This window comes from Pilimelia columellifera subsp. columellifera, assembly GCF_039532605.1.
Taxonomy (GTDB): domain Bacteria; phylum Actinomycetota; class Actinomycetes; order Mycobacteriales; family Micromonosporaceae; genus Pilimelia; species Pilimelia columellifera.
Genome location: NZ_BAAARY010000001.1, coordinates 318,446 through 338,361, shown reverse-complemented (window position 1 = coordinate 338,361; position 19,916 = coordinate 318,446). Strand labels below are relative to the sequence as shown.

17 protein-coding genes are annotated in these 19,916 nt (G+C 71.3%); 10 read left to right on the top strand and 7 right to left on the bottom strand.

Annotation, left to right across the window (positions count from 1 at the left end; genetic code table 11):
- Window positions 1–55: 55 nt before the first annotated feature.
- Entirely contained in the window at window positions 56–424 is a 369-nt protein-coding gene (locus ABD287_RS01600) for a hypothetical protein (protein ID WP_344167033.1), read from the bottom strand.
- A 225-nt stretch (window positions 425–649) separates the two neighbouring features.
- Here ABD287_RS01600 and ABD287_RS01595 point away from each other — a divergent pair, with 225 nt between their 5' ends.
- From ABD287_RS01595 to ABD287_RS01580, 4 genes are all read left to right on the top strand, one after another.
- Window positions 650–853, top strand: a complete 204-nt coding sequence (locus tag ABD287_RS01595) for a hypothetical protein (protein WP_344167031.1) — start codon at window positions 650–652, stop codon at window positions 851–853.
- 125 nt (window positions 854–978) lie between these two features.
- Window positions 979–1,986, top strand: coding sequence for a diguanylate cyclase domain-containing protein (locus ABD287_RS01590; protein ID WP_344167029.1), 1,008 nt, complete (start codon window positions 979–981; stop codon window positions 1,984–1,986).
- Between the two features lie 140 nt (window positions 1,987–2,126).
- Window positions 2,127–4,235, top strand: coding sequence for a PhoX family protein (locus ABD287_RS01585; protein ID WP_344167027.1), 2,109 nt, complete (start codon window positions 2,127–2,129; stop codon window positions 4,233–4,235).
- Window positions 4,236–4,342: 107 nt separating this feature from the next.
- Window positions 4,343–5,800, top strand: a complete 1,458-nt coding sequence (locus tag ABD287_RS01580; protein WP_344167025.1) for a tyrosine-protein kinase domain-containing protein — start codon at window positions 4,343–4,345, stop codon at window positions 5,798–5,800.
- Here ABD287_RS01580 and ABD287_RS01575 read toward each other — a convergent pair.
- Window positions 5,784–6,359 carry an arsenate reductase/protein-tyrosine-phosphatase family protein gene (locus ABD287_RS01575; protein ID WP_344167023.1) on the bottom strand — a complete coding sequence of 192 codons (576 nt, stop codon included), beginning with the start codon at window positions 6,357–6,359 and terminating at the stop codon, window positions 5,784–5,786. The two genes, ABD287_RS01580 and ABD287_RS01575, sit on opposite strands and share 17 nt — an antisense overlap.
- Before the next feature lie 92 nt (window positions 6,360–6,451).
- Here ABD287_RS01575 and ABD287_RS01570 point away from each other — a divergent pair, with 92 nt between their 5' ends.
- Window positions 6,452–7,609 (top strand): DegT/DnrJ/EryC1/StrS family aminotransferase, encoded by a 1,158-nt coding sequence (locus ABD287_RS01570; RefSeq protein WP_344167021.1) that lies wholly within the window; start codon window positions 6,452–6,454, stop codon window positions 7,607–7,609.
- 51 nt (window positions 7,610–7,660) lie between these two features.
- On the opposite strand, the gene ABD287_RS01565 is transcribed toward ABD287_RS01570, so the two are convergent.
- The 3 genes from ABD287_RS01565 to ABD287_RS01555 are packed head-to-tail and all read right to left on the bottom strand — an operon-like array spanning window position 7,661 to window position 10,875.
- Window positions 7,661–8,296: an acetyltransferase gene (locus ABD287_RS01565; RefSeq protein WP_344167019.1), complete on the bottom strand. Its 636-nt coding sequence runs from the start codon at window positions 8,294–8,296 to the stop codon at window positions 7,661–7,663.
- Complete coding sequence (locus tag ABD287_RS01560; protein ID WP_344167017.1) at window positions 8,293–9,600, bottom strand: O-antigen ligase family protein; 1,308 nt, start codon at window positions 9,598–9,600, stop codon at window positions 8,293–8,295. Before ABD287_RS01560 ends, ABD287_RS01565 begins: the two co-directional genes overlap by 4 nt.
- A 6-nt stretch (window positions 9,601–9,606) precedes the next feature.
- Window positions 9,607–10,875: a lipopolysaccharide biosynthesis protein gene (locus tag ABD287_RS01555; protein WP_344167015.1), complete on the bottom strand. Its 1,269-nt coding sequence runs from the start codon at window positions 10,873–10,875 to the stop codon at window positions 9,607–9,609.
- Window positions 10,876–10,994: 119 nt separating this feature from the next.
- Between ABD287_RS01555 and ABD287_RS01550 the strand changes: the two genes are divergently transcribed.
- Window positions 10,995–12,251 carry a glycosyltransferase family 4 protein gene (locus ABD287_RS01550; RefSeq protein WP_344167013.1) on the top strand — a complete coding sequence of 419 codons (1,257 nt, stop codon included), beginning with the start codon at window positions 10,995–10,997 and terminating at the stop codon, window positions 12,249–12,251.
- On the opposite strand, the gene ABD287_RS01545 is transcribed toward ABD287_RS01550, so the two are convergent.
- On the bottom strand, window positions 12,212–14,362 hold the full coding sequence (locus ABD287_RS01545) for a sensor histidine kinase (RefSeq protein WP_344167011.1): 2,151 nt from the start codon (window positions 14,360–14,362) through the stop codon (window positions 12,212–12,214). The genes ABD287_RS01550 and ABD287_RS01545 overlap by 40 nt on opposite strands.
- Before the next feature lie 74 nt (window positions 14,363–14,436).
- Window positions 14,437–16,815 (bottom strand): ATP-binding cassette domain-containing protein, encoded by a 2,379-nt coding sequence (locus ABD287_RS01540; protein ID WP_344167009.1) that lies wholly within the window; start codon window positions 16,813–16,815, stop codon window positions 14,437–14,439.
- 124 nt (window positions 16,816–16,939) lie between these two features.
- Between ABD287_RS01540 and ABD287_RS01535 the strand changes: the two genes are divergently transcribed.
- The 4 genes from ABD287_RS01535 to ABD287_RS01520 all read left to right on the top strand — a co-directional run bounded on the left by ABD287_RS01535 (window position 16,940) and on the right by ABD287_RS01520 (window position 19,906).
- Entirely contained in the window at window positions 16,940–17,518 is a 579-nt protein-coding gene (locus tag ABD287_RS01535; RefSeq protein WP_344167007.1) for a hypothetical protein, read from the top strand.
- Window positions 17,515–17,952, top strand: coding sequence for a phage holin family protein (locus ABD287_RS01530; protein WP_344167005.1), 438 nt, complete (start codon window positions 17,515–17,517; stop codon window positions 17,950–17,952). The genes ABD287_RS01535 and ABD287_RS01530 overlap by 4 nt, the downstream gene beginning before the upstream one ends.
- Window positions 17,952–18,590, top strand: coding sequence for a DUF3618 domain-containing protein (locus tag ABD287_RS01525; RefSeq protein ID WP_344167003.1), 639 nt, complete (start codon window positions 17,952–17,954; stop codon window positions 18,588–18,590). The genes ABD287_RS01530 and ABD287_RS01525 overlap by 1 nt, the downstream gene beginning before the upstream one ends.
- Window positions 18,591–18,727: 137 nt before the next feature.
- Complete coding sequence (locus ABD287_RS01520) at window positions 18,728–19,906, top strand: zinc-dependent alcohol dehydrogenase (protein ID WP_344167001.1); 1,179 nt, start codon at window positions 18,728–18,730, stop codon at window positions 19,904–19,906.
- Window positions 19,907–19,916: the final 10 nt, after the last annotated feature.

Here is a 19,916-nt window from a genome sequence, read left to right as displayed (position 1 = left end):
CTGATCTCTTCTGGTCAGGTGGCGCTCGGGTCAGGCGACCGCCTGGTTACGGCTGTCAGCCGTTCCAGGGGCCCGGGCGCCAGTGGCCCTGCCAGTTGCGGCAGTGCCGGTTACCGTCCCAGCGCCAGTTGTTCCAGCCCTGGTTCCAGCGGCCGGGGCCGCGGTTCCAGTGGTCCCAGCGCTGACCCGGACGGCAGTGGTAGCCGTGTCCCGGCCACCGGTCCCCCCGGCGGTCCCAGTCACCCCGCCAGTCTCCTCGCCAGTCGCCCCGCCAGTCGCCTCGCCAGTCACCGCGGTGCCCGGGATACGGGTCGCCAGCGACGGTCAGGTCGGCCTGCGGCGCCGCGGAGGCGGGCGCGGAGACCGCGACGCTAGTTCCGAATGCTGCGAGAGCCATTGCCATGGCTGCGATGTGTTTTCTCATGCCGCCGACAGTAGCTACGGACCTGCGGGCCGTGCGTCGATTCTCGAGAACGCGAAGAAATTGTTTCACGATGATTATCGGCAATATGTCTGATGTTATTCGGCAGTGGTGATACCCGTCGGTACCCGATGTGTCGGGAGCTGTCGGCGGTTAGTCTCCTCCGGCTTGCCGGTTGGTCAAAAGCACTGCTCAGCAAGGGTTTCAGGCCCGCTGTGAGGTGAGACTATGACTCTGCGTGAAAAGTCAGAACTATCTGCTGGTGGGCTGCCCATTCCACTGCACGAAACTGTCGATTCCGGCATGCGCGGCGGTCGGGCTATCTGGCATCAAAGAATGGCCGATAAGCACGTTTCAGCATCGAAAAAATGGATAGGAGCGCGGGTTTGCCGCGTCGGGGTCGGCGGCGTGCGGACGCTCATCGAGCAGTAGGACGGCCCGCCATGCCTCGGCCGGTCGTTGGCGAAAACGCAGGCCCGCGTCCCGGCTTTGACCTAGGTTCCCAGAAGAGGTCGGCCGACTGGGAGCGCGGACCAACCGGAAGGCAATGGTGCCGAATGACGACGCCAACTGATCAGCCACGACCGTCGCCGGTCGCGTCGCGTCGCTGGGCGGGCATCGTCGGGCGGTTCCGCCACGGTGGCCCGGGCGGACAACAGGCGCTGGCGGACGCGCTCCTGGCCAACGCCTCCGACATCGCCACCATCGTCGACGCCGACGTGCGGCTCAGGTACGTGAGCCCGGCCGCCGAGCGGGTCCTCGGCTACCGGCCGGGAGCGCTCGTCGGCCGGTCCCCGGCGACCCTGGTCCACCCCGAGGACCGGGCGGTCGCGGAGGCGCAGCTACGGAAGCTGCTCGCCAACCCGGGCCAGCTTCAGAGCCACCAGGCCCGCTACCGCCACGCCGACGGCTCGTGGCGGTGGCTTGAGGTGGTCAGCACTAATCGTCTCGCGGACCCGCAGGTGGGTGGTCTGGTCAGCAACAGCCGCGAGGTCACCTCGGCCGGCGAGGTTCACGAGCTGCTGCGCCACAAGGCCACGCACGATCCGCTCACCCAACTCGCCAACCGGACGCTGTTCGCCGAGAAACTCAGCGAGGCGCTGGAGAGCCGCTCCGGGCGGGAGGCCCCGTACGTCTCGGTGCTCGCCGTCGACATCGACGACTTCACGGCCATCAACGAGACGTTTGGCCGCCAGGCCGGTGACGAGGCGCTGATGGCGCTGTCCGACCGCCTGCTCAGTTGCCTGCGCGGGTCGGACGTGGCGGGCAGGCTCGGCGGCGACGACTTCGTCGCCCTGCTGCCGCGCACCACCGCTGGCGAGGCGACCCTGGTCGCCCAGCGGCTCCTGGAGATGCTCCGTCAACCCGTTCTGGTAGGCGGGCGGGAGCTGACCGTCAGCGTGAGCGTGGGGATCGCTGGGTCCACCGGCCTCACGGCGGACAGCGTCCTACGGGCGGCCGACACCACGATGCGCTACGCGAAACAGACCGGCAAGGGGCGGTACGCGGTCTACGACAACAGCACCCCGGACCTGGGCGCCGGGGTCGAGCGCCCAGGTCGCTGACGGTCCCGGGACGGCACGAGGGGCGGGTGTCCGCAGTTCATCTGCTGGTCGGGCGGTTGACGCCGGAGGTCGGCGCCCGGTGCACCTGCGGCGCCTAGCGTCGGGTCGACAGTCGACGATCCATCCGCCGGGAGGCCCCGATGACGGCCCCGCTCCCCCCGCCACGTTCGCTGCCGCTGCTGCCGGGCCACGGCGGTCGCAGCGCCATGACCTGCCTGTACCGGTGCGGCAACGCCTGCGCCCACCCGGCGCCGAACACTTCGGGTAACGAGTACTTCGGCGAGGTAGCGGCCGCGGCGGTCTCCCGGCGGGGGTTGCTGCGGGTGGGCTCGCTGGGCGCCCTGGTCATCGGCGCGGGTGTCACGCTCGGATCCGGGCTGGGCAAGGGCGGGGCCGCCGAGGCCGTCGCTCCGCCAGTGGCCCCGCCGGCGCAGCCGGGCCCAACCGGCCGTGGAGCGCTGACTTTCCGGGCGGTCCCTCCGAACACGCTGGACGCCGTCGTCGTCCCCAACGGCTACGACCACGCCGTCCTGATGACCTGGGGTGATCCGGTCGAGCCGGGCGCTCCGGCGTGGAGCGTCGACCGGCAGAGCGCCGCCGCCCAGGCCCGGCAGTTCGGGTTCAACAACGACTGGCTCGCGACGGCGCCACTGGGCCGCGGCGGTCGCCGGGCGCTATTGGTCGTCAATCACGAGTACACCAATGAGGACCTCATGTTCCGTGGCTTCACCAGCGTGGAGGCGCTCTCTGTCGAGCAGCTGCGGATCGCCATGGCCGCACACGGGTTGAGCGTGGTGGAGATCGAGCGGGTCGGCGCCACCGGGCAGTGGCGGCCGGTCCGCACCGGCCCACGCCGTCATAACCGCCGGATCACCGCGCGCACGCCGATGCGGCTCACCGGGCCTGCGGCCGGCAGCTCGCTGCTGCGCACCGCGGCCGACCCGCGGGGCGTCACCGTGCTGGGCAGCCTGAACAACTGCGCGGGCGGGCTCACGCCGTGGGGCACCGTCCTTTCCGGCGAGGAGAACTTCAACCAGTACTTCGTCGGCGGCGACGGCGTCCCGGCGGCGGCGAAGCCGGCGCTCAACCGGTACGGCATCACCACCACCGCCCGGTACCCGGCCGGCTCCCGCAGGTGGGAGCGGGCGGACGCCCGTTTCGACCTGGCCGTCAACCCGAACGAGGCCAACCGGTTCGGTTGGATCGTCGAGGTGGACCCGTACGACGCCCGCTCGACGCCGCGTAAGCACACCGCTCTGGGCCGCTTCAAGCACGAGGGCGCCGAGATCATGCTGGCCCCGGACGGGCGGATCGTGGCGTACATGGGCGACGACGAGCGTTTCGACTACCTGTACAAGTTCGTCTCCGACAAGCGGATCCGGCGGGGTGACTCGGCGGCCGACAAGGCGCACAACCTGACCTTGCTGGAATCCGGCACGCTGTACGTCGCCAAGTTCGACGCGACGTCCGCGGGGGAGATCGACGGCAGCGGCGCGTTGCCGTCCGACGGGGCGTTCGACGGCGGCGGCCGGTGGATTCCGCTGGCGCGCGGCAACCGGTCGCTGGTGGCGGGCATGAGCGTCGACGCGGTGCTGGTGCACACCAGGCTCGCCGCGGACGCCGTCGGGGCGACCAAGATGGACCGGCCCGAGGACGTGCAGCCGAACCCACGCACCGGCAAGGTGTACGTCGCGCTGACGAACAACACCCGGCGCGGCGCCGCCGGGCAGCCCGGCCCGGACGAGCCCAACCCGCGCAGCGACAACCGGCACGGGCACATCCTGGAGATCGTGGAGGCCGGTGGGGACAGCGCGGCCGAGACGTTCGGCTGGTCGGTCCCGATCGTCTGCGGCGATCCGGCCGACCCGTCGAGCTACTTCGCCGGGTTCGACAAGTCGCAGGTGTCGCCGATCTCCTGCCCGGACAACCTGGAGTTCGACGTGCACGGCAACCTGTGGATCTCCACCGACGGCAACGCCCTGGGCGCCAACGACGGCCTGTTCGCCGTCCCGGTCGAGGGCCCCGGGCGTGGGCATGTCAAGCAGTTCCTGACGGTGCCCAGGGGCGCGGAGCAGGCGTCGGCGTACCTGCCGCCGGACAACCGGACGGCGTTCGTCTCGGTGCAGCACCCTGGCGAGATCGACGGCGCCACGGTCGACGACCCCGCCTCGACCTGGCCGCACGGCACGTTCGCCCAGCCCGCGGTGGTCACGGTGTGGCGGCTCGACGGCGGTGAGATCGGTCGCTGACCGGGCCCGGCTACCTCTACCGACATGAATTTGCCGTGATAAGGCATATGACCGAAAGATCGCCAATATAGTCGGTTCAGCGCATTCTGATGAGTGGGGTTGAGCCGGTGGGCGTGCGAGAAGTGCTGCGGGTGCTCCGCAAACGGTGGTGGCTGGTGCTCGGCATGGTGGCCATCGGGCTCGGCGCGGCCGCGGCGGTGAACGCGCGCACCACGCCGACCTACGCCACCTCCGTGACGTTCTTCATCACCACCCCGAACAGCGGCATCAACGAGGTCTACCAGGGTGGTCTTTTCTCCCAACAGCGGGTCAAGTCGTACACCAGCCTGCTGACCAGCGACCGCCTCACCGCGGCGATGGCCAGGCGCGCGGACACCGGACTCACCCCGGACCAGATCAGGGTCCGGATCGACGCCAGCCCGACGCCCGAGACGGTGCTGCTCAACGCGACGGTGACCGACGAGTCGGTCGACCGCTCACGGCAGCTGGCCGGCCTGCTCGCCACCGAGTTCAAAGCGCTCGTCGAGACACTGGAGACCCCGCCGGACCAGAAGCTGTCCTCGGTGAAGGTCGAGGTGGTGGCCGGACCGACCACCGACCCGACCCCGGTCTCGCCGCGCCCGGTGCGCAACCTCCTGCTCGCCGGCCTGTTCGGGCTGCTCGCCGGCGCCGGGCTGTCCATCCTGCGTGAGGTGCTCGACACCACCGTCAAGACCACCGAGTCGTTGACCGCCTCCGCGGGCGCCCCGGTGCTGGCGGTCGTGCCGGTCGACTCCGGCCTCAAGGACGCCCCGCACCGGCTCGTGACCACGATGGCGCACTCTCCCCGGGCCGAGGCGCTACGGCAGCTGCGCACCAACCTCCAGTTCGTCGACGTCGACCACCCGATCCGCACCGTCGTGGTGACCAGCGCCGTCGCCGGGGAGGGCAAGTCGTCGACGGCCTGCAACCTGGCCACCCTGTTCGCCGAGGCCGGCCGGCGGGTGCTGCTCGTTGATGCCGACCTGCGTCGGCCGAAGGTGGCCGAGTACCTGGGCATCGAGGGCGCGGTCGGCCTCACCACGATCCTGGCCGGCCAGGCGGCGATCGAGGACGTGGCGCAGCCGTGGGGGTCGGGGATGTGGGTGCTGCCCAGCGGCTTCCAACCGCCGAACCCGAGCGAGCTGCTCGGCTCTGAGCACATGGCCGACCTGTTGGAGCACTTCCGGTCCCAGTACGACATCGTCATTGTGGACTGCCCGCCGCTGCTGCCGGTGACCGACGGCGCCATCGTGGCGGCCCGCGCGGACGGCGCGTTGCTGGTCACCCGCGCCCGCAAGACCACCCAGGCCGAGGTGGCGGCGGCGGCCGCCGCGTTGGGCTCGGTGGACGCCCGCCTCCTGGGCTGCGTCTTCAACATGGTGAAGCCGGCCGACGGCGGCCCGTACAGCTACTACGGATACGGCAGCGTGAGCCCCAGCAGCGGACGGCACGCCAGCGGACGCGCCGACACCGACGCGTCGGTGCGGGAGCTGCTCGACGCGGCAGCTGACCGTCCGGAGGCGCCGGTCAGCGCGGGGCGATGAGGGCGGTGATCCGCTCCATCGCCTGCTGGATCTGGTCAGCGCAGTGGCGGAAGCCGGTCACCGGCCCGTTGACCGGGTCCTGGAGATCCTCGTCGGCGAGGGTGTACGGCGGGGTCAGCGCCCGCACCTGCGGCACCGCCTTGATCATCTGCCCCAGGCGTTCGGCCGGTTCGATGCCGCCGAGCACGGCCCGCGGCGTCGCGGCGGCCAGCCGGGCGAACTGGAACATGGTGAAGGTGTACCGCACGGCCGCCGGGGCCAGCCGGGCGCACTCGGCGCGGTGGGCCCGCGACGCGGTGAGCACCAGATCGGCATCGGTGATCATCCCAGCCCGGAGGCGACGGCTGCGGAAGTCGCCGTCGAGCAGGCCGTTCCAGCGCAGCGCCTCCTTGGCGTACGGGTGCATCGGCATCCCGTCGCGCCCGTGGACGCCGGCACTGTGGACGGCGACGTCCAGCACGCCTCGATCGGACAACAGCTGGAGGGTCAGCCGCTCGGCCATCGGCGACCGGCACAGGTTGGCCCGGCACACCAGCAGGATCTGCACCTTCGTCCGCAAAGCGGCTTCTCCTTCCGGTGGGCGATCTCGTGAGCATCGTGTCACTGTGACTGACCCGATACACGTCATATCTCGATACAGGCGGGCAAACCATGACTAACTCGATGCTCCTGTCGCCGCCTGACATCACCGACCTCGAAGAGAGCTACGTGATCCGGGCGCTGCGCTCGTCCTGGCCGGCGCCCGGCGGCCCCGAGGTCGAGCGGTTCGAGCGGGAGCTCGCCGCGTTCGTCGGCGTCGCCGAGGTCGTCGCCGTCAGCTCCGGCACCGCCGCCCTGCACCTGTCGCTGCTGGCCGCCGGCATCGGGCCCGGGGACGTGGTCGCCGTGCCCGCGCTCACCTTCGCCGCCACCGTCAACGCCGTCCACTACGTGGGGGCACAGCCGCTCATCGTCGACGTCGCCCCCGGCGACGGGACCATCGACGTCGACCTGCTCGGCGACGTGCTCGACGCGAACCGGGGCGTCACCGCCGTCATCCCGGTCGACCTGTTCGGGCACTGCGCCGACTACCCCCGGCTGCTGCCGCTGGCCCGGCGCCACGGGGTCGCCGTGGTCTGCGACGCCGCCGAGGCGCTCGGCGCGAGCCTGGCCGGCCGGGCGGCCGGGGCCGTCGGACGGGCCGGGATCTTCTCCTTCAACGGCAACAAGATCCTCACCACCAGCGGTGGCGGCGCGGTCGCCACCGACGACCGCGACCTGGCCGCACAGTGCCGACGCCTGGCCAACCAGGCCCGGCTGCCGGTGGCCCACTTCGAGCACGACGCCGTCGGCTACAACTACCGCCTCAGCGCGGTCCTCGCCGCGCTCGGCCGGGCCCAGCTCCAACGGCTGCCGGGGATGATGAAACGCCGACGGACGATCCGTGAGCGGTACCTGGACGCCTTCGCCGACCGTCCCGAGATCGCCGTCCTCGGCGGCGACGACCCCGGCGGAAACTGCTGGCTCACCGCGATCACCGTCGACCCCGCCGCCGGCTGGCGGGCCGGGCAGCTCGCCGACGCGCTCGCCGCCGCCGGCGTCGAGACCAGACCGATGTGGCGGCCGATGCACCGGCAGCCCGCCTACACCGACGCGCCGACCGCGCTCACCGGGGCGGCCGACCGGATCGACGCGTCCGGGCTGGTGCTCCCCAACGGCTCAGCCGCGACGGACGACGCGGTCGAGCACCTGTTCGCCGAGCTGCGCCGGTTCCTGGCGTCCCCGCGGCCGGACCGCGCGGCGCGCAGCCGGTCCAGAAAGGAAGGCTGAACCGGGCCGGGTAGGGGTCGTCTCGCCGAGGGGCGCCGATCATGACGGCGCTCAGACCGCTGTCGTGATCCGCTCCAGAGCCGGGTTCCCGGCCACGGTGTGGCCGGCTGGGACATCGGAGAACACGACTGCCCCGGCGCTGATCCGGGCCCCGGGGCCGATGCGACGTCCGGGAACGACGGTGGCGTGGGTGCCTAGGAAGACGGCCTCGCCGAGAGTGACCGAACCGTTGACCGTCGCGTAGGGGGAGAACACGCAGTGCGCCCCGGTGATTGAGTCGTGCGCGACGGACGCGAACGTGTTGAGCACCGTGTTCGCGCCGACACGGGCGCCGGCGCCGACGAAGCTGAACGGGCACAGCAGACTGCCGGGCCCGATCCGGGCGTCTGGAGCGACGTGTGCCTTCGGGTGAATGAGCGTGGCGAGGACACCGCCCCGTCGGGTGACCGTCGCGGCCAGGGCGGCGCGGGCCCCGGCTTGGCCGACCGCGACGAGGAAAGCGGTCCGGCAGTCGGGGCGCACGGCGCTGACAGGTCCGAGCAGCGGCGCCGGCAGCGTCGCTGGTCCGGGCCGGTCGTCGAGGAACCCGGCGACGGTCAACGCCCCGTCCGGGAATGCCTGGCCGACGTACTGGAACACCTCACGGCCGAGCGCCCCCGCGCCCACGATGACCAGCTTTTCTGTCATCCAGGTCCTCCCCGTCCGCTGGTCACCGGGCGCCGACGCGAGCGGTCGGGCGCCGTAAGCCGCCTGGTTCTGGGCGTGGTCCGGACGGACGCGGCCGGGAGCGTGCCCGGCCCGGCCCCGGCGGCGACGTCCGTCTGGGCCCCGGCCCGTGCGGCCAGCGCCGCGAGGAAAGCCAGGTAGATCCAGCCCTGGCGGGCGTCGTAGTAGCTGCCCGAGAACATGCTGGCGGTCGCGATGTATGCGGCGGAGACGAGCGCGCCGCAGGTGTCCCAGCGCTGCCAGGAGGCGTGCCGGGACCGCCACAGCGGACCGACCGCCGCGGCGGCGAGCAAGGCCAGGCCGATGAGCCCGCCGTCCGCGGCGACCTGGGCCACGAGGTTGTGCGGGTAGGTGATGCCGATGTACTGGCCGATGTGGGCGAAGAAACCATCCAGTCCGGCGCCGGCGGTCTTGTGCTCGGTGAAGACCACCCACGCGTGGCGTAGGAGTTCGGGCCGGGTCGAGAAGTCGGTGTCCTGTAACTGGCTGAGGCTGAACCTGCGGTACACCTGTTCGTTGAGGTTGTTGCCGAACGCGTAGACGAACAGCGCGAATCCTCCGCCGGTCACCAGCACCCCGACGGTGTGCGCCGTGCGGAGCCGACCAGCCAGCACGATCGCGAGCGCTACCGCGGCCACCAGCGCGGCGAGCCCGCCGCGTGAGCCCGACGCCACCGCGGCGTGCAGCAGCAGCGGCACGGGGAGCAGGTACACCCAGCGACGGCGCCACGCGTACAGGGCGAAGGCGGCGATGATCCCCAGGCACTGGATGCGCACGAAGACGTTCGGACCGCCGCCGAAGGCCGCGTACCGGCCCTGCTGGTCGGAGGTGGACACCATCGCGGCCAACGCGAAGATCCCCGCGGCCACGAGACTGAGCTGGAAGAACAGGCGCATGACGCGTTGGGGATCCAGGGCGGCCACCAGCACGGCGGTCGTAATGAGTCCGGCGAGCAGGACGAGGTCCAGCCCCACCTCGGCGACGCGGGCGGCCGGGTGGGCCCACAGCGAGCTGATCAGCAGGTATCCGAGGAGCATCAGGGCGCCGAGCGTCAGCTGTGGGGCGGGCCGTGGCGGCGGTTGGGCGCCCCAGGCGAGCAACGCCAGGCAGAGCAGCAGGCTGACCAGCGGCACGCGCGGGTCCAACCCCAGCTCGCTCATTGATTCGGCCGCGAAGGAGAAGCGGCCGGCCAGCGTCACCGCGAACAATCCGCCGACCAGAACGGTCAACGTGACGAGCTTTGTTGAGTCACTTGTCGTCGACACCGACGCTCACCTGCTCTCCTCGATCGGCACGCGCGCCGTCGCCAGCCAGGCCATCAGCACGGCGTTCGTCCCGTAGCCGAGCGCCACCGCGCCGGCCGCGCCCCACAGCCCGAACGGCGGCGCCAGGGCCAGCAGGCCCACCGCGGTCAGCACGGCGGTCGCCACGTCCGCCTGAGAGATCTGTCCGGGGGGCCGCCGTACGAGGGCGAGTCCGGCGGCGACCCGGGCGAAGGCCCAGGCCGCGCAGGCGACGCTCAGCAGCGGCAGCACCTCGGCGCTGACGGCGAACTCCGGCGGGAACAGGCGGTTGACGCACCAGACGCCGACCACGGCGACCACCACTGCCGCGACGACGGCGTAGCCGAGCGCCAGCCCGAGAATCCGCCGGATGCGCAGCTGGCCGGTCTTGGCCTGCCGGCGCCAGGTGGTGAGGTGGGCGTCGACGACGTTCTGCACCGGGATCGCGCAGATCTCGGCGAAGCTGGCCGCCACGACGTAGAGCCCGAGGGTTTCCGTCGATGCCAGGACCGGGATGAGCAGGCGGTCACCGCGTTGGGTGGCGTAGGCGGCCAGCGTGGCGGGAAGGAGTCGTCGGCCGTTGCGCCGCAGGTCCCTCAGCTGCTGCCGGGAGCGAGGTCGCCTGGTCCGGTCGCGCAGGAAGGGCCACGTCGCCGCTGCGACGACTATGGGGGCCGCCGCGTACGCCCACAACCAGACCGCCGGCTCGTCCTGGCCGGTGAAGGTGAGGGTGAGCGCCGCAGCGACCAGCAGTCCCTGGGTGGCCGTGGTCGTGACCAGGTAGGCGCCGCCGCGCCGGGTCGCCGCCGCCGCGGTCCGGACCGCGGTGGTGAGGACGCCGCCGGCGACCGCCGCGGCGACCACCAGGCCGAAGCGGGCCGGGCTGTCCGGGCCGGCCGGCACGAGGTTGATCGCCACGCCGCTGGCGATCAGGGCGCCGGTGACCGGCGCGGCGCAGCGGTGCAGGTCGGCGCGCGCCTGCCCGAAGGTGACCGGCTCGTGCGCCATCACCACGGGATAGGCGCGGTCGGTCCCGCCCAGCGCGACGATAGCGCCGATGTACGTGATGAGGAGGGCGGCTGTCAGTTCCCCGCGGCCACTGGGACCGAGGGCGTGGGCGGACGCGGTAGTGACGATCAGACTGGCGACCAGGATGGTCCCGTGCCCCGCGGCGAGCCGTAGGGCGGTCTGACCAGCGGTCGCGGCGTGCGGCGCCGGGTCAGACCGCTGCAGCGAGGGCGGGCGTTCAGGCTTCATCCGCGGCCCACTTTAGCAAGATAAGATAGAAAAAATAACTATTTGAAATTGGAATCATCGATCGACTGGTTAAGGGCTTTTGGGGCCATAAAACTTGTCTTATATGGGTCGATACATGGATGCGAGTTACCTACCTCACCCAGTACTTCCGGACGCCTCGCATGGTTGGCGGCACCCGCGCCTACGAGATGGCCCGTCGGCTCGTCGACCGTGGTCACGAGGTGACCGTCGTCTCCGGATCGCCCGGCGCCGACCTCTTGGACGGCGACACCACCACCGACGAGGACGGCGTCACGGTGCGGTGGCTGCCGGTCCTGTGTGACAACCAGATGTCCTTTCAGGCCCGGATGCGCGCCTTCGCCAGCTTCGCCACTCGTGCCAGCTCCGTCGCCGCCCGCCTACGACACGACCTGGTGTTCGCCACCAGCACGCCGCTGACCATCGCCGTGCCGGGCGTCGTCGCCGCCCGGCGTCGAGGTGCGCCGATGGTGCTGGAGGTGCGCGACCTGTGGCCGCAACTGCCGATCGACTTCGGGGCGCTACGGTCACCGGTCAGCCGCCGGGCCGCGTTCGCGCTGGAGTCCTGGGCCTACCGCAACGCGGCGTCGGTGATCGCGCTGACGCCGGGAATCGTCGACAGCATCCGGGACAGGTTCCCCGGCAGCCAGGTGCACCTGGTCCCCAACGGCGCCGACCTGGAGCTGTTCGACGTCGACGCCGGCCAGACCGCCGCGTTGCGGCAGCGGCACAGCTGGCTCGGGGACCGGCCCGTCATCCTCTACGCCGGGACGGTGGGCCTGGCCAACGGCGTCGACTACCTGGTCCGCGTCGCCGAACAGCTCGGGCGCCACGACCACCGGGCCGCTGTGGTGATCGTTGGAGGCGGCGGCGAGCTGGACGCGGTACGCCGCCAGGCCGCTGCCAGCGGGGTGCTGGACCGGAACCTTTTCGTCGTCGGTCAGGTGAGCAAGCAGGAGGTGCCGGCCTGGCTGTCCACCGCGTCAATGGCGGTCTCCTGCCTACGCGACCTGCCGTCGCTTCAGGGCAGCGCCCCGAACAAGGTCTTCGACGCCCTGGCGGCCGGCCGGCCGGTGGCCGTCAACTACGGCGGCTGGCTGACCGACCAGCTCGTGGATGCCGGCGCCGGCATCCACCTGCCGCCGCACGACCCCGCTGAGGGCGCGCGCCGGCTGGCCGAGCTGATCGGCGCGCCGGACCGGCTCCGTTCGGCCAGAGCCGCGGCCGCGCGGCTGGGCGGCGAGCGGTTCAACCGGGACTACCTGTTCGAACAGTTCCACGCGGTGCTGCTGGCCGCGGCCGGGTCGCCCGATAGCGGTCAGCGCAGCGCTCTAGCCGCATCCCGTGGAGCCCGCTGAGGGGCGCCGACCGGCCCCGCCGCGCCGGGCAGGGTGAACGCGAACACCGCGCCGCCACCAGGATTGTCGGCGGCGGTGATCGTCCCGCCGTGGCGTTCGACGATCCGCTTGCAGATCGCCAGGCCGAGACCGGTGCCGCTGTAGTCGTCGGTCCCGGGCGCCCGGTAGAAGTTCTCGAAGATCGCCGCGTGTTGGCCGGGCCGGATACCGAGGCCCCGATCGGCGATGGCGACCCGGACCAGGGGCCCGTCCACCGTGGAGCTGACCGTCAGGCGCGCGGGCGCGCCCGGCGCCGTGTACTTGATGGCGTTGCCGATGAGGTTGTCCAGGAGCTGCCGGACCAGAATCGGGTCTCCGTGGACCGGCAGGATCGTCCCGACGGTGATGCGTGGGGCGCCAGCCGCCTGGTCGGGCGCGATGTCGGTCCGGGCGGTCACCACGTCGCGGATCATCGCCGCAAGGTCCATGTCGGCCGGGCGCAGGGTGGCGTCGCGGGCGGTGGTGTACGTGAGCAGATCGTTGATGAGCAGGTGCATCCGCCCGGCCACCCGCTGCATCTGCGCCAGACTGCGCCGCGCCTCCGCGACGGCCTCGCCCGGCGGCGCGGCGGCGAGCACCGTGTCGGCGTCGTCCGCCCAGGCGACCATGGCGCCGAGCGGATTGAGCAGGTCGTGGGCGACGACGCCGGCGAAGTTGGCCAACTCGTCCCGGTGCCGTCGCTCCGCGGTGACCTCGTGGAACAGCACCACCGCGACGCGTCCGCCCTCCCCGTTGGCGACGGTGGTGGCGTTTGCGCGCAGCACCCGGTCGTGCGGGATTCCCGGGTTGCGGACCACAACGTCCATGGCCTGCACGGGTTCGCCGGCGAGCGCCCGCATGTGCGGCATCTCATGCTTGTCGACGGGCCGGCCGTCGGGGTGTGTGAGGCCGGAATGGATGTTGGCCACGGTCGCCTGGTCCAGGCGGGGCTGCCCGAGCAGCCGTCTGGCGGCCGGGTTGCCCAGGATGACGCGGCCGTCGTCGGCCACCACGGCCAGCCCGTCGGCCATCGAGTCGATGACGGCCCTCATCAGCTCCGCATGGCGCGACGTGTCCGCGGTCTGACTGGCCAGGGCGCCCTTGTCGCGGACCAGCTCGTCGGCGAGCGCGGCACGTTCGTCCCGGCTGAGCGCCAGGACGAGCCCGACGACGGCGATCATGCCGACGAAGAGTTGGGTGACGACCACCCGGCTCGCGTGGTCCTCGATGGCCGCCAGCGGGCCTGAGCCGTTCAGGGTGAACAGGACCACGATCGTCGTGACGACGAGGTTGTGGAAGGTGACGAAGGCGGTGGAGAGCCGCACCGCCACCCAGATCGTCGGCCCGAACAGCAGGAACAGCAGGGGTAGGCCGTCCCGGTTGGCGAAGACGAGGACGTACGAGGCGATGGCGGCGGCGACCAGGGCGACGTGCTCCGCGATCCGCCAACCCGGGGTGGCGGCAAGCTCCGCCGCCAGGCCCCGGAGCCAACCGGCGACGGTGGCCCTTCTGGCGTGTTGGACGGCGATCAGGTTCCCGACGGACATCGCGAAGGCGACGATGATGACGATGCTGACGACATTGCGGGTGAGCCAGATGCCGGCCCCAACCACCTCGGAGTCGTCGCCGAGCAGCCAGGCGCCCGTCGACCGGACCACGGCGCCGACCGTGGCGCTGGCGACCGCGGCGGCCACGAGCAGCCACAGGTCCCGTGGCCGCCGCAGCGGATCGCGGCCACCACCGCCCCACGCGTGCGGCAGCCAGCGCGCCATCAGTGCCACGATCACGAGCGCCTGGCTGAGGTTGGCGGCGGCGACCACCACCGCCTCGTTGATGCTGGCGCCCATGGTCAGGTTGAGAAAGTACTGAAAACCAGACAAAGCGAGCATATCGACCCAGAATGTCGGCGCCCGGCGCTGTACACAGAACCAGATGGCGCCGACGCCGGCCGCGGGCCCGATCAGGCCCAACGTTGTGAGATCCAGCAGCGCCAGCCGACCAGCGACGACGGCGGCGGCGTATATCGCGCTGAACGCCGCCGTGCGACCGAGCGCTGCCCGGATGGCGGGCCGCTCTGCCGGTGTGCTGACCACAGCCACAGCATGGTCCATCGGGCAGCCCGGGCCACCGCGATCAGGCGCATTCGCCGCGCTGGTCAGCCTGGCGCTCACGCACCGACGTAGGCCGCCAGGTGGTCGCCCGTGAGGGTGGCGCGGGCGGCGACCAGATCCGCGGGCGTCCCCTCGAAGACGACTCGGCCGCCGTCGTGGCCGGCGCCGGGGCCGAGGTCGACGATCCAGTCGGCGTGCGCCATGACCGCCTGGTGGTGCTCGATGACGATCACCGAGCGGCCGGAGTCGACGAGCCGGTCGAGCAGGCCCAGCAGCTGCGCGACGTCGGCCAGGTGCAGGCCCGTGGTCGGCTCGTCGAGGACGTAGACGCTGCCCTTGTCGGCCATCTGGGTGGCCAGCTTGAGCCGCTGCCGCTCGCCTCCGGACAGCGTCGTCAGCGGCTGACCGAGCCGCAGGTAGCCGAGGCCGACGTCGGCGAGCCGGTCGAGGATGGCGTGCGCGGCCGGCGTGCGCGCCTCCCCGGCGCCGAAGAACTCCGCGGCCTCGGTCACCGCCATCGCCAGCACCTCGCTGATGTCACGGCCGCCGAGGTGGTACTCCAGCACCGCCGCCTGGTAGCGCTTGCCCTCGCAGACGTCGCAGGGGGTGGCGACGCCGGCCATCATCGCCAGGTCCGTGTAGACGACGCCGGCGCCGTTGCACTCCGGGCAGGCGCCCTCGGAGTTGGCGCTGAACAGCGCCGGCTTCACGCCGTTGGCCTTCGCGAACGCCTTACGGACCGGTTCCAGCAGGCCGGTGTACGTCGCCGGGTTGCTGCGCCGCGAGCCGCGGATCGCGCCCTGGTCGACCGAGACCACCCCGTCACGCCCCGTCACCGAGCCGTGGACGAGGGAGCTCTTTCCGGACCCGGCGACACCGGTGATGACGCACAGCACCCCGAGCGGGATGTCGACGTCGACGTCGCACAGGTTGTGCTCGGTCGCCCCGCGGATCTCCAGCTGACCGGTGGGCGTCCTGGTCGACTCCTTCAGCGCCGCCCGGTCGTCGAGGTGGCGGCCGGTGACCGTGCCGCTGGACCGCAGCCCGTCGAGGCTTCCCTCGAAGCAGACGGCGCCGCCGGCCGCTCCGGCGCCGGGCCCGAGGTCGACGACGTGGTCGGCGATCGCGATCGTCTCCGGCTTGTGCTCCACCACCAGCACCGTGTTGCCCTTGTCCCGTAGCCGCAGCAGCAGGCCGTTCATCCGCTGGATGTCGTGGGGATGCAGGCCCGCGGTGGGCTCGTCGAAGACGTACGTGATGTCGGTGAGCGAGGACCCGAGGTGGCGGATCATCTTGACCCGCTGCGCCTCGCCGCCGGACAGGGTGCCGGATGGCCGGTCGAGGGAGAGGTATCCCAGCCCGATCTCGACGAACGAGTCGAGAGTGCGTCGGATCGTCGCGAGCAACGGCGCCACTGACGGCTCGCTGAGGCCGTCGGCCCAGTCGGCCAGGTCGCTGATCTGCATCGCGCAGGCGTCCGCGATGTTGATCTTCTTGATCTTCGAGGATCGGGCGGCCTCGCTGAGCCGGGTGCCGCCGCACTCGGGGCAGGCGGCGAAGGTGACCGCCCGCTCCACGAAGGCGCGGATGTGCGGTTGCAGCGCATCGACGTCCTTGGACAGGAACGATTTCCGCAGCCTCGGGATCAGGCCCTCGTACGTCAGGTTGATCCCGTCAATTTTGATCTTGGTTGGTTCCTGGTAGAGGAGGGCGTGCAGCTCCTTCCTGGTGAACCTGCTGATCGGTTTGTCCGGGTCGAAGAAACCGCAGCCCCGGAAGATCCGGCCGTACCAGCCGTCCATGCTGTAGCCCGGGATCGTCAGCGCGCCCTCGTTGAGCGACTTGCTGTCGTCGTACAGGGCGGACAGCTCGATGTCGTTCACCGAGCCCATGCCCTCGCAGCGCGGACACATCCCGCCCAGACGGTTGAAGACCGCCTTCTCGGTCTTCGTCCTGTCCCCACGCTCGACCGTGATCGCGCCACTGGCCCGCACCGACGGCACATTGAACGCGAACGCCTGCGGCGAGCCGATGTGCGGCTGCCCGAGCCGGCTGAACAGGATGCGCAGCAGCGCGTTCGCGTCGGTCGCGGTGCCGACGGTCGAACGGGCGTTGGCGCCCAGCCGCTCCTGATCGACGATGATCGCCGTCGTCAGGTTGTCCAGAACATCGACGTCGGGCCGGGCCAGGCTCGGCATGAAACCCTGAAGGAACGCGCTGTACGTCTCGTTGATCAGCCGCTGCGACTCCGCCGCGATCGTGCCGAACACCAGCGAGCTCTTGCCCGAGCCGGAGACGCCGGTGAACACCGTCAGCCGGCGTTTGGGAATCTCGACGCTGACGTCCTTGAGGTTGTTCACCCGCGCGCCGTGCACCCGGATCAGGTCGTGGCTGTCGGCGACGCGTGGCGCTGACGACTGCGGATTGGTCGGCATCGTGCCAGCCTAAACGGCCCTCGTCGGTAATTCGTCGCCGTGGCGCATGAGCGGCGGGTCACGCGGGTAGGTCTGAGGTCGGCCGCGACTTGCGCGACCATCCCAAGCAGACGAGGAGTCAGCGATGACGGAGGTCGTCACATCACGTTCTCCCGGTGCTGGCGCCGGGCCGTCAACGACGGCCGGCGGCGCCGGCGCCGAGGCCCGCAAGGTCACCGAAACCGCGAAGGCCGAAGGCGCACAGGCGCTGGGCGCCGTCAAGGAGCAGGCCGGCGAGGTGACAGCAGAGGCGGGCCGGCAGGCACGCAGCCTCGCCAGCGAGGCCACATCACAGCTCAGCGCCCAGGCGCAACAGCAGCAGCAGCGCGCAGCCGGCGGACTGCGGGCGATGGGCGACGAGCTGAAGTCATTGACCCAGAACGCCGAGTCCGGCGGCGCCGCCACCGACCTGGTCCGACAGGCGTCGGACAAGCTCACCGAGCTGGCCGGTTGGTTGGAGCACCGCGAGCCCGGGGCGGTCCTGGCCGAGGTCAAGGACTACGCCCGCCGTAAACCCGGCGCCTTCCTGCTGGGCGCCGCGGTCCTCGGCGTCGCCGCCGGCCGGTTGACCCGCAACCTCAACCCGACCGAAGGCGCCGGCCCGCGCCCGGCCGACAGCACCGGTTCCAGCATTGGCGAGCCGACTGGGGGGTACCGGTCGTGAGCCAGTTCATCGACGACGCGCCGCCGACGACCGCCAGCCGACTGGGCGACGTCGCCCAGCGCAGTTTCGGGGACATGCTCGGCAACGTGGCCGACGACCTGTCCACCCTGGTGCGCCAGGAGATGGCGCTGGCCAAGGCGGAACTCAAAGAGGACGCGGTCAAGGCGGGCAAGGCCAGCGGCCTGTTCGCCACCGCCGGCGTCGCTGGGCACATGGTCCTGCTGTTCCTCTCCATCGCCCTGTGGTGGGGCCTGTCCGACGTCACGGGCGGCGGCTGGGCCGGCCTCATCGTCGCGACCATCTGGGGGGTCATCGGCGCGTTGTCGTACGTGAGCGGCCGCGCCCAACTGAGCAAGCTCAAGGGCCTGCCCCGCACCGCCGAGACCGTGGAGAAGATCCCTGCCGCGCTCAAGCCGAACCGAGGAGCCAACTGATGACCGCCGAACCGGACCAGATCCGTCGTGACATCGAGCGCACCCGCGCCAACCTCAGCTACGACGTGGATGCGCTGGCTTACAAAGCCAGCCCGAGCCGCATGGTGCAGGAGCGCAAGCAGCGGGTCACCGGGGCGCTGCGCGGTATCCGCGACAACGTCATGGGTACCGCCGAAGGCGCCGGCAGCTCGGTGAGCGCCGCCGGCGGCCACCTCGGAGACAGAGCCAGCGAGCTCGGCGACAAGGCGTCCGAGGCGATGCGGTCGGCTGGCGAGGCCGCGGCGCACGCGCCTGAGACCATCCGGCGTCAGACTGAGGGCAATCCGTTGGCCGTGGGCCTCATCGCCTTCGGCGCCGGCTGGCTGGTGTCCTCGCTGATCCCGGCCAGCGCGACCGAGCGGCGCGCTGTGGGCCAGCTCAAGGACGTCGCCCAGGAGCACGCGGGCCAGCTCAGGGAAGAGCTGACCCACGTCGCCCAGGACCTCAAGGGCAACCTGGAGCAGCCGGCCAGGGAGGCGATGGAGGCGGTGACGACCACCGCGACCGACGCGGCTGCCGCGGCGAAGCAGGATGTCGCCGATGCCGCCGGGGAGATCCGCGGGAAGGCGACCCAGTCGGCCAGGAACGTCAGCCCCTGACCGCCACCAGCGGGTTTTCGGCCCGGGTTGGCGGGACAACGTTGCCCGGGCCGAGCTTTCACCGCCGGCCCTGATCCCGGCCCCCGAAGGCGCCTCCGGCGATCGGCGCACGGTTCCAGACGAGGAAGGAGAATGGCATGCGAGCAGTCACCTGGCACGGCCGGCGGGACGTGCGCGTCGACACCGTCCCGGATCCGATCATGAAGGAGCCCACCGACGCGATCATCAAAGTCACCTCGACGGGCGTCTGCGGCTCTGACCTGCACCTGTACGAGGTGCTCGGGGCGTTCATGACCGAGGGCGACATCCTCGGCCACGAACCGATGGGGCAGGTGGTCGAGGTCGGCGCGGCGGTCCGGAACCTGAGCCCCGGCGACCGGGTGGTCATCCCGTTCCAGATCGCCTGCGGCGACTGTTTCATGTGCGGGCAGGGGCTACAGACCCAGTGCGAGACCACCCAGGTCCGCGAGCACGGCATGGGCGCCGCCCTGTACGGATACACCAAGCTCTACGGGGAAGTCCCGGGCGGCCAGGCCGAGTACCTGCGGGTCATGCACGCCGGCTACAACCCGATCAAGGTGCCAAGGGAGGGCCCGGACGACCGGTACGTCTACCTGTCCGACGTCCTGCCCACGGCCTGGCAGGCGGTCGCCTACGCTGACGTCCCGCCCGAGGGCACGCTCGCGGTGCTGGGCCTGGGCCCGATCGGTGACATGGCCGCCCGGATCGCCCACCACCGCGGGGTCCGGGTGATCGGGGTTGATCTGGTGCCCGAGCGCCTGGCCCGCGTCCGGGCTCGGGGGATCACGGTCGTCGACCTCTCCGAGCACGACGACGTGTCGGCGGCCCTACGCGAGCTGACCGGCGGACGCGGCCCCGACGCCGTGGTCGACGCGGTCGGCATGGAGGCGCACGGATCGCCAGCCGGGAGCCTCGCCCAGAAGGCGACCAACCTGCTTCCCGACGCGGTGGCGCAGCCGCTCATGAAGACCACCGGGGTGGACCGGCTGGCCGCGCTGCACCTGGCCATCGCGTCCGTCCGGCGCGGCGGCACCATCTCGATCTCGGGTGTCTACGGGGGCCAGAGCGACCCCCTGCCGATGCTCACTCTGTTCGACAAGCAGGTCCAGATCCGGATGGGGCAGGCGAACGTCCGGCGGTGGGTCCCCGAGATTTTGCCCCTGCTGACCGACGCCGACCCGCTGGGCGTCGAGGACTTCGCCACCCACCGGATTCCGCTGGAACGGGCCGCCGACGCGTACGAGGCGTTCCAGAAGAAGACCGACGGCACCGTCAAGGTGCTCCTTCAGCCATAGCCGAGCGATT

Excerpts from the sequence above, each read along its gene's own strand:
- ABD287_RS01590 (WP_344167029.1), top strand. The coding sequence starts at position 979 with ATGACGACGCCAACTGATCAGCCACGACCGTCGCCGGTCGCGTCGCGT.
- ABD287_RS01570 (WP_344167021.1), top strand. The coding sequence starts at position 6,452 with ATGACTAACTCGATGCTCCTGTCGCCGCCTGACATCACCGACCTCGAA.
- ABD287_RS01585 (WP_344167027.1), top strand. The coding sequence starts at position 2,127 with ATGACGGCCCCGCTCCCCCCGCCACGTTCGCTGCCGCTGCTGCCGGGC.
- ABD287_RS01550 (WP_344167013.1), top strand. The coding sequence starts at position 10,995 with ATGCGAGTTACCTACCTCACCCAGTACTTCCGGACGCCTCGCATGGTT.
- ABD287_RS01565 (WP_344167019.1), bottom strand. The coding sequence starts at position 8,296 with ATGACAGAAAAGCTGGTCATCGTGGGCGCGGGGGCGCTCGGCCGTGAG.
- ABD287_RS01540 (WP_344167009.1), bottom strand. The coding sequence starts at position 16,815 with ATGCCGACCAATCCGCAGTCGTCAGCGCCACGCGTCGCCGACAGCCAC.
- ABD287_RS01595 (WP_344167031.1), top strand. The coding sequence starts at position 650 with ATGACTCTGCGTGAAAAGTCAGAACTATCTGCTGGTGGGCTGCCCATT.
- ABD287_RS01525 (WP_344167003.1), top strand. The coding sequence starts at position 17,952 with ATGACCGCCGAACCGGACCAGATCCGTCGTGACATCGAGCGCACCCGC.
- ABD287_RS01600 (WP_344167033.1), bottom strand. The coding sequence starts at position 424 with ATGAGAAAACACATCGCAGCCATGGCAATGGCTCTCGCAGCATTCGGA.
- ABD287_RS01520 (WP_344167001.1), top strand. The coding sequence starts at position 18,728 with ATGCGAGCAGTCACCTGGCACGGCCGGCGGGACGTGCGCGTCGACACC.
- ABD287_RS01535 (WP_344167007.1), top strand. The coding sequence starts at position 16,940 with ATGACGGAGGTCGTCACATCACGTTCTCCCGGTGCTGGCGCCGGGCCG.
- ABD287_RS01555 (WP_344167015.1), bottom strand. The coding sequence starts at position 10,875 with ATGAAGCCTGAACGCCCGCCCTCGCTGCAGCGGTCTGACCCGGCGCCG.